Below are 12,053 nucleotides of genomic sequence, written 5' to 3'. Positions count from 1 at the left end.
TCGTCGTCTGCACCATCATCCCGATCGTGATCATGTACCCCTTCATCCAAAAACACTTCACCAAAGCCGTCATCACCGGCGCCGTGAAGGGATAAGCCCGCGGACTGTGAGGGTTCCGCAAGGGGAAGGGCGTCCGGATCTGTGCCGGGCCCGGACGCCCATTACCTCGAGCCGGACTTCACCCCAGGGCCGTGCGGAGCCGCTCGTACTCCTCGCCCGTGACGGGCAGGACGGTGCCATGGCACGGGTTCCTCGGAAGACGGAAGTCGGGTGAGGGTGTCCACTGGCCGCCGGTGAGATCGTCGGTCTCAAAAGGCACATAGCGGCGGCCGCCCGAGAACTCGTCGATCCAGAGGTACCACTTGTCCTCGGTGTTGGACTGGTACACCAACGGCCCCTCCCCCTCCACGATGGTCCCCAAGCCGATGCCTTCGGCCAACGGCGCCCAGTCGGGAGCGGTCAACGACGTCGCGGTCTCGCAGTAGATCGATCGGCCGTTCGGCGCAGCGCCGTCGCGAGCCCGTATGTCCTTGAGGAAGCGGTAGTAGACGCCGTCGTGGTCGATCACCGTGGTGTCGAGCGTCTGCCAACCCCGGTCGAGCCACACACGCGGCTCCGAGAACTCGCGGAAGTCCCGGGTGGTGGCGCACAGGATCCGGTTGTAGCTCACACCCTGGTGCTCGGTGTCGTCGTAAAGCGTGGACGACCAGTGGACGAGGTACGCCTCCTGTTCGGGATCCCAGACGGATTCGGGCGCCCATGCGTTGCCGGCCTCAGGGGGCGCGACTTCCACCAGCCGCCCCTCTCCCCAGTCGACCAGATCGCCCGACTCCCAGACCATGATCGAGCGGCTCCCCCAGCGCACGTGCCGGTCCCAGTCGGCGTCCTTGTTGACGCACAGGTCGGTGGCGACCATGAAGAACCGGTCCCCTTCCGGCGAGCGGACGATGTGGGGGTCACGGACGCCGCACTCGCCCAATACCGAGGTCAGCACCGGCCTGCCGCCGTTGAGGTCGTTGAAATGCAGCGGGTCGTTCCCCTCGCTCAGCGCGAAGTGGATCTGCTCGCCGTCGGCGGTCTCGCGTTTGAAGTGCGCGTAGAGGTAGCCCGAGAATTCGGAAGTGGTGGACACGGATCTCCTTGATGCCGGATCGCAGCCGCTGTCGGCCGCACCGCCGCCTACTTTACCGATAAATCGACCGTACGCAAGTCCGCGCCGAAGGAAGATCTCCCCTCGCGGTCCTCGGTTGGCGATGACGGCGGACCCGCCGGCACATGCTCGATTCAGGCGCGCGGCGCCCCACGGCCGACTACATCTGACGCAGTGACAGGATCTCCCACGGCCGCATGCTGATCTCGAAACGCAGCCGCCCTTCGGCATCGGCTTTGAGCGTCTCCTGCGGGACCTCCCGGGCGACCGCGCGCAGCGCCCCCAGCTCCTCGCGGGTGGGCGGCTCAGGTTCACCGATGGAGCGCCAGGCGGCCAGCGCGTCGCCACGGAAGGGCCCGACGGTCTCCACCGTCAGCAGGCACTCGGGATCGAGGCCGTGCAGGTCGATCTCGAGCACCCGGGGCCCGCCGATGGCGAGCATCTCGTCGGCGGCCTCCCGTCCCGGCTCGGACACCCCGACCGAGGTCGTCATCTCATCGGGATAGTGGTAGGCGAGGCAGGAGACCTTGCCGCTGGCCGAGTCGCGGGTGACCACGGCACCGTCGACGCGGGCGAGCAGCTCGTCGCCGAGGGTGTGCAGCAGGCGGTACGCGTGGAAGCTCGGCTTGACGATCCCTTGGTGGTTGATCATGCCGAAGCCGCCGTGGAAGACGGTGGCGCCGGCGCCCGGCTCCTCGAACACGTCGGTGAAGGTCCAGTAGGACAGGGAGTCGACGAGACCGATGGTCTCCAGGTTCGACTTCACGATGAAGGTCGCGGCCTGCGGGAAGTCATGCGTGTGGTCGCGTGGAAGCGGCGAGGAGTTCCATTCGGTCAGGTGGATCTCGGCCTTCGGGAAGGGGCCGGCGTCGACGATGCGCCGCAGCTCCGTGAGATCGTCCAATGTGGCGCTCGCATGGCGGCTGAAGGTCAAGCCCTGACCGTCGCCGTCGAGGGCCCAGGCCAAGGGGTACGGATGGCAGGAGATGAAATCGACCGGGAGACCTTCCTCGGCGCAGTGGTCGAGGAAGTGCTCGATCCACACCGGTCGCCATTCGAGGGAGTCGGCGTCTTCCACGTGCTCGAGGACGGCGAGAGCGGTGGCGTCCTCCTTCTCGCCGTCGTGGCGCGCGTCGGGCACGAAGTTCGAGGTGGCGGGCCCGCCGACGCGGAGTCCCGGGTCGAGTGCCTTCAGCGCCTTCGCGGTCGCGGCGTACAACCGGTAGTACTCCGTGCGCGTGCCGCGGAAGAACGCGTCGAAGTTCGGCTCGTTCCAGACCCCGAAGTACCAGCTTCGGACCTCCTGCGGCCCGTAGCGCGCCCTCCAGTGCTCGACGGTGACGGTGACGAGCGCGGCCCAGGCGCCGAGGTCGGTCGGCGGCGAGCCGTGCCCGCCCCACCAGAAGATGGTGGACTTCTCCCGCGCGAGGTCGCCTGGGGAGAAGCCGAACTCGACGAACGGCCGCACCCCTGCCTCGAGCAGGCGGTCGAAGACCTCGTCGATGTACTGGAAGTTGTACACCGGGCCGTCCTCGCCCATGCGGTACACGAACATGTCGTCGTGGAACAAGCCGTGGAAGTTCACGTAGCGGAAGCCGCATTCGCCCGCTGCGGTGCGGAGGTGCTCCTGCCAGTTGGCGCGCAGCCCCTCGGCGGCCCGACCGGCTCCGACGACCTGGCTCCAGTGGTGGTGAAGCGGCTCGCCGACTGCGCGGGAATCGGCTTTGATGCGGACGGGGCGTGAGGGGCGCCGGCTTGCGGTCATACGCCGAGATTAGGAACGGATCCGCGCGGCTCACTGGTCGACAATCACCCACTTGTGGTTGATTTTCATCGCCTGCCGCGTGCGCCAGTCGGAACCGAGACTCCGTCCGAGTGGACGTCGAGCGTTGTTTGTGGTTGATTTTCCAGGTGCGTGACGTGACAGTGTGCCTCGACGACCCCCCGGAAGTGGTGAACGCGGGGTTCGCCATCCACGGGCTCAGCAGCCCGGACGACCGTTTCCGCCTGCCCGACCTGTGGCAGTTCCACCTCTACGACTACGAAGCCGACCTGGAAGTCGACGGCACCCCCCACCGCATCGCCCCCGGCCGCGTGAGCCTCATCCCCGCCGACACCGATGTGCACTACCGCTACCGGGGGCGGTCAGAGCACCTGTACGTGCACCTCCGCCCCTCGACACGGGGGACGCCGCATGTGCTGCCACTCGTCCAGGAGGCCGGCACCGCCGCCCCGGCCCTCGCCGAGTTGCTGCGCCGCGCTGTCGCAGCCTTCAATGACTCCCCCGCTCAGGCCGCGGCGGAAGTCTGGACCGCGTTGTGGCGCACCGCCCGACTCCGGCCGACCGAGAGCAGCGGCGGCAGCCATCCGGCGGTGGCCGCGGCCTTCGCCTATATCGAGCAGCAACTGCCGCGAGCGCTCGCAGTCCCTGAGGTGGCGGCTGCCGCGAGGGTCTCGCACAACCATCTGACGAGGTTGATCAAGGCCGAGACCGGCATGACGGTGGTCGCCTACGTCCGCCAGCGCCGGCTGGCCCGCGCCGAGCATCTGCTGCGCGAGTCGACGCTTTCGATCCCGGCGGTGGCCGCCTCGATCGGCATCCCGAACCTCCAGGCGTTCAACAAGGCGTGTCGTCAGGAGCTCGGTTCGTCGCCCCGCGCCATTCGCGATGCGGCGTGGCGGTAGCCGAGCAGCGAACAGCTCCAGCGATATTCATCAGTCGAATTCTAGGCTCGGAACGTCCGTTACTTGCGAATGAAGTCGCCGAGAGCAGTATGTTGCGCCCAGGGCGCTCCTGTGTCATGCTGACGGGAGCGCCGACATGTCTGATGATTCATCGACAGTCGCGCGAATCGTGGCTGAGCCGGCATCTCCGCCGACCCCGCCGCGGAACACGCCTCGATCGACCATCCGCCTGGACGAATCCGGGCCCGAGTTTGTTTGTACATATCTATTTATTTACATGGCTCGACACCGTCGAGCTCTGGAGACCGCTGGCGCCCGGGCCGCTCTCCACGGCCCCGGCCCGGTGCCCTGTCCATCCGAGAAGCATGAGGAGTGCCATGACCGGCACAGCACATCGAAGTCGAAGAAGGATCTCCCTGGTCCTCGCGGCCGTAGCCGCAATGACGGCCGGACTCGGAGTCATCCTGCCCCAGGTCGCCTCCGCCGCAGGCGGCTGCGAAGTCGATTACCAGGTCAAGAGCGAATGGCCCGGCGGTTTCGTCGCCGACGTGGCCGTCACCAACCATGGCGAGGCCCTGCGCGGCTGGAAGCTCCAGTGGGCCTTCCCGTCAGGACAGACCGTCAAGCAGGCGTGGAACGCCGATGTCACCGCCTCTGGCGGCACTGTCACCGCCCAGCACTTGAGCTACAACCGCGACCTCGCCTCGGGCGCCTCCGTGTCGATCGGTTTCACGGGCTCGTTCGGAGCACGCAACGACCTCCCAACCGCCTTCACCCTCAACGGGACCGCGTGCACCGTCCCGTCCGAAGAGCCGACCGGGACGCCGTCCGAGGACCTGACGCCGATGGAGATCGTGGCCGCGATGCAGCCCGGTTTCAACCTCGGCAACTCGCTCGACGCGATCCCCGACGAGACCTCGTGGGGCAACTACCCGATCAACCAGGCGCTCGTCCAGGACGTCAAGGATGAAGGGTTCAACAGCCTCCGCCTCCCGGTGACCTGGGACGAGCACCAGGGCGACGGACCCGACTACGCCATCGACCCGGCATACCTCGACCGCGTCGAGGAGGTGGTGAACTGGGCGCTCGAAGCGGACTTGTACGTCATGCTCAACACCCACCACGATTCGTGGATCTGGCAGGCGGACATGAAGACCAACCGGGAGGAGATCCTCGCTCGGAACGAGGCGCTGTGGACCGCCATCGCCGAGCGCTTCAAGGACTATCCGGAGGAGCTGCTCTTCGAGAGCTACAACGAGCCGCAGTTCTACGACGCCACCGACGCCGAGAAGTACCAGTACCTCGACGAACTGAACAAGCAGTTCCACGGGATCGTCCGCGGCACCGGCGGGGGCAACGCCGACCGGGTGCTGGTCCTGCCGACGCTGCACACCAGCGGCGACCAGACCCCCGTCGACGAACTGACGCAGACGTTCACCGACCTGAACGACCCGAACGTCGCCGCCACCATCCACTTCTACGGCTACTGGCCCTTCGCGATGAACCTCGCCGGGGGGACCGACTTCGACCAGGTGGTCATCGACGGCATCCACGACGCCTTCGACAACGTCTACGACGCCTTCGTCGCCAACGACATCCCGGTCATCATCGGCGAGTACAGCCTGCTGGGCGGCAACGTCGAAGGCAAGGTCGAACGCGGGGAGCTCCTCAAGTTCCTCGAGTACGCCGGCTACTACGCGCGGGAGAAGCACCTCACGACCATGCTGTGGGACTGCGTTCCGGGCTACGACCGCGACAACCTGCGGTTCCGCGACCCCGAGTACTGGGGCATGTACCAGGCGGCCTGGACCACCCGCTCCGGCACCGCCTCGACCGACCAGGTGTTCATCGAACGCGCCGGCCAGGTCACGGACGAGACCGTCACGTTGAACCCGAACGGCCTCGAGTTCGAGGGCCTGAGGCACGGCGACACCCGGCTGACCGAAGGCGTCGACTACACCCGCTCCGGCGACGAGCTCACCTTGAAGGCGTCGCTGCTCACCGAGCTCCTCGGCGACCGCGACTACGGCAAGCGCGCCGACCTGCACGCCGATTTCTCCGCGGGACAACCGTGGCGGATCAGCCTGGTCAGCTACGACACGCCCCAGATCGCCGGCGCCACCGGCGCCGCGAGCACGTTCGCGATCCCGACCGAGTTCAAGGGCGACCAGATGAAGACCATGCAGGCGGTCTACACCGACGACGGCAGCAATGCCGGCCCGATCGACTGGACTTCCTACAAGGAATGGGGAGTGGCGTTCAAGCCGGACTACGCGGCGAACCGGCTCGTGCTCGGCGACGCCTTCTTCAAGGACGTCCAGGACGACCGGCAGGTCAAGCTCACGCTCTACTTCTGGAGCGGGGCGAGCATGACCTACTACGTGACCGAATCCGGCGGCACCGTCACCGGGTCCACCGGCTGACGCGACTGATCGGCGCACCACCGACTCGGTGACTCCGAGACTCCCCGGCCGGACCTTGCGGTCCGGCCGGGGAGTCGTCGTTCTCCACGCAGCCGATCGCAGCCACTCATCTGATAGGCGAGAACCGACCACTGCTTGGTGATTACCACCCATTACAGAGCGGTGGCACGTTCGTAAGCTCGGCGTATGACAACCACTACACCACCACTGCTGTCCTCGGTCGAGGTCGCGCGATTCGTCGCGAACGGCTTCCACCGCATGGACGCCGTCGTCCCCGCCGAACTCAACGAAGAGGCCATCGAGGTCTTCGACGCCGGTATCCCGGTGGTCTACCACGGTGAGCCGGTCACGAAGGTGTTCGAGGAGGGGTCCTTCTCGCGGCGTCTCCTCGACGTGCCCGCGGTCGCCGGGGCGCTGCGCAGCCTGATCGGTCCCGACCCGCTCGTGGACCACCAGGCCCTCCACGTCCGCGAGCCCCACGAGGGCGCGGCCCAGGCGCTGCACGGGGACGCGATCATCGACACCCGCGTCGACGCGTTCGACGTCCAGCTCATGTACTACCCGCACGAGGTCACCGGCACCATGGGCGGCACCCTGTCCGTGCCCGGCTCGCACCTGCGCCGCACCAACGAGTCCGACACCGGCCGCTACCAGAACCTGCGCGGCCAGACCCGGCTCACCTGTCCGGCCGGGACCGTCGTGCTGCTCCACCACGGCATCTGGCACGGCGGGCGCCGCAACGACTCGGACATCCGCCGGTACATGTACAAGATCCGGTTCAACCCCACGGTCCCCCAGGTGCGCCTGTGGGACACCTCCGACCTCGACGCTCCTGGCGTCTCCGAGGAGCTGTCGCGCTTCTTCCCCTGGTGCGAGCACGCCACCGGCCGCCTCGAGATCTACAACCGCATCAAGATGTGGCGCGCCATGACCGGCAACGCCTCGTTCGACATCGACCTCTGGGCGACCCGCGTCGCCAACCGCCCCGGGAGGGCCGCATGAAGCAGCAAGTCCTCGTCCTGTACTTGAACACGTCTGGACTCGATTCACACGTGCTGGCCTGGTCGTTCTACGACGGCACGGGCAAGACGAACCCGACCACCGGCGACAGCGACCTGCCGCCGTACGAGACCGGAACCGACGCGCTCCGCGACGGCTGGCGCCTGTTCCAGGCGTCGCAGCTCATCCCGCCGTATCCGGGGCACGAGTACGACACGTCGTTCCTGAAGCACGAGTTCTGGTTCGAGAAGCTCGAGTAAGGGCAATGCCGCCGGTCGCGCCGACCGGAACGGCATCGGGGCCGCCGACGCGCATCGCGTCGGCGGCCCTGACCGCTTCTTGCTACAAGGCCGATCCGGTAACGCTCGTGCCGTCCTTGGTGATCTCGTAGTCGATCTCGCCGCCGCCCCAGAAGTGGAACGTCAGCGTGACGGTCTGCCCGTCGGTGAGCACATTGAGCAGCTCGGGCTTGAGGATGATGGTCCCCGCCTCATAGTCGGGGTTGAAGGTGGTCCAGTACTCCTTGAACGCGTTCCAGCTTCCGGGCTCGGTCGGCGTGCCGTCGGCGTACACGGATTCCATGGTGGAGACCCGGTCCCCCGTGAACTCGGTGGGAATCGCGAACGACTCGGTGGTGCCGGTCGCGTCCGACAGGACGGGCTTGTCATACGTGATCACGTGGATCTGCCACGGCATCCCGTCCGAGAACCGGGCTTCGATGGTGCTGTTCACACCGTAGGCGCGGTCTCCTGCCAGGCGCGTGAGCGCGGCGGGCGTGAGCGTGAGCGTGTCGCCCGAGACGGTGTAGTCGTCGCCTTCGACCAGGGCCGAGTCGCCCTGCCACAGGCCTTCGAACTCGAGTCCGTTTCGCTCCAAGGTGAGCGACTCGGCCTCGATCGGGGCGCCCTTCTCGAGGTAGATGGAGTCGAACGAGGCGGTGCCGGAGCGGGTGGTCCAGCCCGATTCGAAGTAGTCGAAGATGTGCTGGTCGCGCCACTCGAGCGTGTTGCGGTTGAGGAACTGTCCGGCGTCCCAGATCTGCATGGTGATGCCCTTGTCGCGGGCCTGGAACTCGACTTCCTCGTAGTACTTCAGCAGCTCGCCGTGCTGGTGGACGCCGGGCCGGGTGTGGTCGTAGTTGAGGACGCCCCATTCGCCGATGATCACCGGGATGTCATTGGCGACGAAGGTGTCGTGCGCGCGCTGGAAGGTGCCGACGATGTCGGCCTCCACGTCCTCGTTGTACTTGGTGTACCCGGCGACGTTGACACTGAAGGGCCAGAATCCGTAGAAGTGGATGGTCGCGGCGAGCATGTCGTCGTCGAGCTCGTCGATCGTGGTCTTGAGTACATCGATGCGGGCCTGGTCGCCGTTGGTGTGAAGGCTGGGAAGGACCAGGAGCCGGTCTTCGTTCACGCCCCCCGAACCGCGGACGATCTCGTGGAAGAGGCGGTTGAGCTCGTCGTTGTAGGCGTCCCCCTCCTCATGCGTGGTGCCGGCGAACTGCGGTTCGTTGTTGCTCTCCAGCACGAGCAGTTCGGGGTAGTCCTTGAAATGCTCGGCGAGCTGGGTCCACACCGCGTCGAACTTCGCCACGACGCCGTCGTGGTCGGTGGGCATGTCGTCGATCCACATCCAGGAGTCGTGGTGCACGTTGAGCAAGACGTAGAGGTCGCGCTCGATCGCCCAGTCCACGACCTGTGTGACGCGGTCGAGCCGGGCCTGGTCGATCGTGTAGTCCGGCGCCTCGCCGATGTAGTCGGTCCAGGTGACGGGGAGTCGGATCGACTTGTAGCCGGCGGCCTTGACCGTGTCCAGGAGCTCCTCGGTGATCAGCGGGTTGCCCCAGGAGGTCTCCTCGGGGATCGCGTCGAGCGTGTTGCCGACGTTCCAGCCCGGCTCCATCGCGGCCGCCGTCTCGATGGCGTCCAGTTCGGATGGACCGCTCACGGTGAACTCGCAGCTCGCTCCGTTGAGCTTGAACGAGGCCGGGGCTTCGTTCGCGTCGGTCCACGATCCGGCGAACCCGAAGGAGACCGACTCGTCGGTGCCGATCTTCTTGTTGTAGCTCAGGTGCTTCGCGGTGACGCTCGCACCTTTGGTCTTGATGTTGGCGGCCCAGTCATTGGTGACGCCCTGCCCGGAGGGGAAGGACCACTGCAGATTCCAGCCTTTGACCGGTTCGCCGAGGTTCGTCACGACGACGTCGCCGATGAACCCGCCGGCCCACTCGGACTTGACGGTGTAATCGACGCGGCAATCGGGGCCCGATGCCGCATTGGCGCCGACGACGCCCGCGGTGCCGGCGCCGACGAGCGCGAGGAGTGAGGCGCAGACGGCTGCGACACGCAGCCGGGATCTGCCTTGCAAGGTGAGTTTCATGCTGGCTCTCTCTGCCGGGTTGATGAGGCCCTTTCGGGGTGAGCGATCTCCGTTCTGTTCGAAGGGATGCTCGCGGCCTCTACCAGGCAAGACTAAGTTTCGTCGAACAACTTTGTCAAGAGATAAATCCAGAATTATGAATTTTAGGCGTTTTGCGAGGTAGATGCCGATAAGTGCGGTCTGCAACGGCGTAGCGAGGCACTGGAAGCCCGATCGGGAACCCGAATGTGTCGATGATACATCAGGCCAATCAGGCTAGATTTTGAACGAGATTGTCCGTAAAGCACCTTTAGTCATGATAAAAGATCATACAAATTTATCGATCAGGAGGCGTCAGTCGGACGACATGCCTCCGTGAACGGCGCATGCGCGACAACGGCCGCTCCCAGAGCCGTGCGCGGCTTGGGAGCGGCCGAACCGCCGGGGACGCCGAAGCGAGGTCAGACTGAGCGGGCGGCACCCGCCTCGAACCCGACCGTGAACACGGTCGTCCGCGCTTCCAGCTGATACTGGGCTTGGACGCCCGGGCCGCACGACGCCGAGCCCATCCCGTGCAGGGCCGCATCGACGTTGACGTACAGCTCCCCGCGCTCGACGAGCTCATGCGGGTGCCGGGCCGCGTCCAGATCCTCGCTCGTCCACGGCCGCACGGTGAACGCGAACTCCGGCGCGCCGAGGAAACCCAGTGTGCGGCCGGCTCCGGACAGGGTCGCCCAGCGGACGTCGATGCGGGAGCCGTTCTCCTGCGGGAACACGTACGGGGTCTGCAACGCGGCCACGGTCGACCGGAAGCGGCCGACGCGGGCGGCCGCGCGGGTGTCGGCGTAGGCCTCGCCGGGCCCGCCGCCGAACCACTCGACCTCGTCGAGGCACTTCGGCACCGCGAGCCGCAGGCCGAGGCGCGGCAGCGGCGCCTCCCACTCGCCCTCCGGCGCCACCTCAACGGTGACCCAGAGCCGCCCAGGGGCCGACGAATTGGCTCGCCAGCGGTACACGGCGCCGACCGCGGTGTCCGCACCGGCTGCAGCGAGTCGAGTGGCGACGACGAGTTCGTCGCCACCCGCCTCTACGGCGAGCGTCTTGTGCTCCAAGCGGTCCAGCGCCAACCCTCGACCTCGCCACTTGGAGGCCAGGTCGAGCACGCCCCACGCGACCCGGTCGTTGTCGGTCGGCGCCCGCCACACGTCCAGGCGCGGCCCGGTGATCTCGATGCCGCCCAACGAGGTCAGGCGCCCGAATGCGTCGAAGTCGGCCTCGCCGAGCACGATGCCGTCCGAAGTGACGACAGGTTCGGCGAAAGGACCTTGCGTCTTCGGCGCCACCGAAAGCTGTCTCTGGCCCCAAGCGACCTCCAACCCGGCACCGGCCCAGGGATGGTCGGCGGCGAGGTGCGCGCTCACCGTCAACCAGAGCTCACCTTGAACCGAGGACGCCACGGCCTTGGCGAGCGCCTCGGGCCAGTTCACGACTGCTTCGGCCCCGGCCGCTGTGACCGGCACGTCGAATGCGCCGTCCGCCGCCGGTTCGCCGCCGTCCTCGAGTCGCCATTCGAACCGCAGATGCGCGGTGTCGAGGAAGTCGTAGCCGTTCGTGACCGACACGGTCGCGGTCTCGGGGTCGATCCGGATCTTGACCGGCTCGATCACCTTCTTGTACTCGACGAGGCCCGGGGACGGCGTCCGGTCGGGGAAGACGAGCCCGTCTGCGACGAAGTTGCCGTCGTGGAGCGCTTCCCCGAAGTCGCCGCCGTAGGCGAACCACTCGCGGCCGTCTTCGGTGCGGCGACGCACGCCGTGGTCGATCCACTCCCAGACGAAACCGCCTTGCAGCCGCGGGTACCGCTCGAACAGGGCCTGGTATTCGCTCAGTCCGCCCGGGCCGTTGCCCATCGCGTGGGCGTACTCGCAGAGGATGAACGGCAGGCTCCGGCGGCGTTCGTCACTCGCCGGGTCCTCGCAGCGTTCCTCCTCGCGGCGGCCGATGCGCTCGAGCTCCTCGTGCGGGACGTACATCCGGCTCCAGATGTCGGTGTAGCGCACGTCCGCGTCGCCTTCATAGTGGATCGGCCGCCCTCGGTCCCGGTCTTTCGCCCAGGCCGCCATCGCCTCGAGGTTCTGGCCTTCGCGGCATTCGTTCCCCAGGGACCACATGATCACGCTCGGGTGGTTCTTGTCGCGTTCGACCATGCGCGCCATGCGATCGAGGAAGGCTTCGCGCCAGACGGGGTCCTTCGCCGGGTTGTCGCGCCATGAGCTGAAGTCGAAGCCGTGGGTTTCGAGGTCGCATTCGTCGATGACCCAGACGCCGATCTCGTCGCATAGGTCGAGGAAGCGGCGGTCCGGGGGGTAGTGGCTGGTGCGGACGGCGTTGACGTTGTGCCGCTTCATGATCTCGAGGTCGGCGCGCATGGTCTC

At 66.8% G+C, this 12,053-nt stretch carries 8 protein-coding genes and 1 pseudogene; 5 read left to right on the top strand and 4 right to left on the bottom strand.

Annotation, left to right across the window (positions count from 1 at the left end; genetic code table 11):
• Positions 1 to 95, top strand: a pseudogene (locus tag AB0K52_RS25445) (carbohydrate ABC transporter permease); the annotation flags it as partial.
• Between the two features lie 83 nt (positions 96 to 178).
• Here AB0K52_RS25445 and AB0K52_RS25440 read toward each other — a convergent pair.
• Positions 179 to 1,132 carry a glycoside hydrolase family 43 protein gene (locus AB0K52_RS25440; RefSeq protein ID WP_363537280.1) on the bottom strand — a complete coding sequence of 318 codons (954 nt, stop codon included), beginning with the start codon at positions 1,130 to 1,132 and terminating at the stop codon, positions 179 to 181.
• A 178-nt stretch (positions 1,133 to 1,310) separates the two neighbouring features.
• On the bottom strand, positions 1,311 to 2,915 hold the full coding sequence (locus AB0K52_RS25435; protein ID WP_363537277.1) for a beta-xylosidase: 1,605 nt from the start codon (positions 2,913 to 2,915) through the stop codon (positions 1,311 to 1,313).
• Between the two features lie 146 nt (positions 2,916 to 3,061).
• Between AB0K52_RS25435 and AB0K52_RS25430 the strand changes: the two genes are divergently transcribed.
• The 4 genes from AB0K52_RS25430 (at position 3,062) to AB0K52_RS25415 (ending at position 7,517) form a co-directional block, all read left to right on the top strand.
• Entirely contained in the window at positions 3,062 to 3,835 is a 774-nt protein-coding gene (locus AB0K52_RS25430) for a helix-turn-helix transcriptional regulator (RefSeq protein ID WP_363537283.1), read from the top strand.
• Between the two features lie 377 nt (positions 3,836 to 4,212).
• On the top strand, positions 4,213 to 6,258 hold the full coding sequence (locus tag AB0K52_RS25425) for a cellulase family glycosylhydrolase (protein ID WP_363537275.1): 2,046 nt from the start codon (positions 4,213 to 4,215) through the stop codon (positions 6,256 to 6,258).
• Between the two features lie 186 nt (positions 6,259 to 6,444).
• Positions 6,445 to 7,260: a phytanoyl-CoA dioxygenase family protein gene (locus AB0K52_RS25420; RefSeq protein ID WP_363537272.1), complete on the top strand. Its 816-nt coding sequence runs from the start codon at positions 6,445 to 6,447 to the stop codon at positions 7,258 to 7,260.
• Entirely contained in the window at positions 7,257 to 7,517 is a 261-nt protein-coding gene (locus tag AB0K52_RS25415; protein ID WP_363537269.1) for a hypothetical protein, read from the top strand. Before AB0K52_RS25420 ends, AB0K52_RS25415 begins: the two co-directional genes overlap by 4 nt.
• Positions 7,518 to 7,599: 82 nt before the next feature.
• Here AB0K52_RS25415 and AB0K52_RS25410 read toward each other — a convergent pair whose 3' ends face one another.
• The gene (locus tag AB0K52_RS25410) at positions 7,600 to 9,639 is read right to left on the bottom strand and encodes a cellulase family glycosylhydrolase (RefSeq protein ID WP_363537266.1); all 2,040 of its coding nucleotides are present in this window, start codon (positions 9,637 to 9,639) and stop codon (positions 7,600 to 7,602) included.
• A gap of 440 nt (positions 9,640 to 10,079) precedes the next feature.
• A partial coding sequence (locus tag AB0K52_RS25405; RefSeq protein WP_363537262.1) for a glycoside hydrolase family 2 TIM barrel-domain containing protein occupies positions 10,080 to 12,053 on the bottom strand: 1,974 nt, incomplete at its 5' end.

It is taken from the genome of Glycomyces sp. NPDC049804 (assembly GCF_040674615.1).
Taxonomy (GTDB): domain Bacteria; phylum Actinomycetota; class Actinomycetes; order Mycobacteriales; family Micromonosporaceae; genus Glycomyces; species Glycomyces niveus.
The sequence above is the reverse complement of the archived record's forward strand: the minus strand, read 5'-3'. Positions and strand labels throughout refer to the sequence as shown.

Coding starts and splice junctions, on each gene's coding strand:
- AB0K52_RS25415 (WP_363537269.1), top strand. CDS start 7,257: ATGAAGCAGCAAGTCCTCGTCCTGTACTTGAACACGTCTGGACTCGAT.
- AB0K52_RS25425 (WP_363537275.1), top strand. CDS start 4,213: ATGACCGGCACAGCACATCGAAGTCGAAGAAGGATCTCCCTGGTCCTC.
- AB0K52_RS25435 (WP_363537277.1), bottom strand. CDS start 2,915: ATGACCGCAAGCCGGCGCCCCTCACGCCCCGTCCGCATCAAAGCCGAT.
- AB0K52_RS25420 (WP_363537272.1), top strand. CDS start 6,445: ATGACAACCACTACACCACCACTGCTGTCCTCGGTCGAGGTCGCGCGA.
- AB0K52_RS25410 (WP_363537266.1), bottom strand. CDS start 9,639: ATGAAACTCACCTTGCAAGGCAGATCCCGGCTGCGTGTCGCAGCCGTC.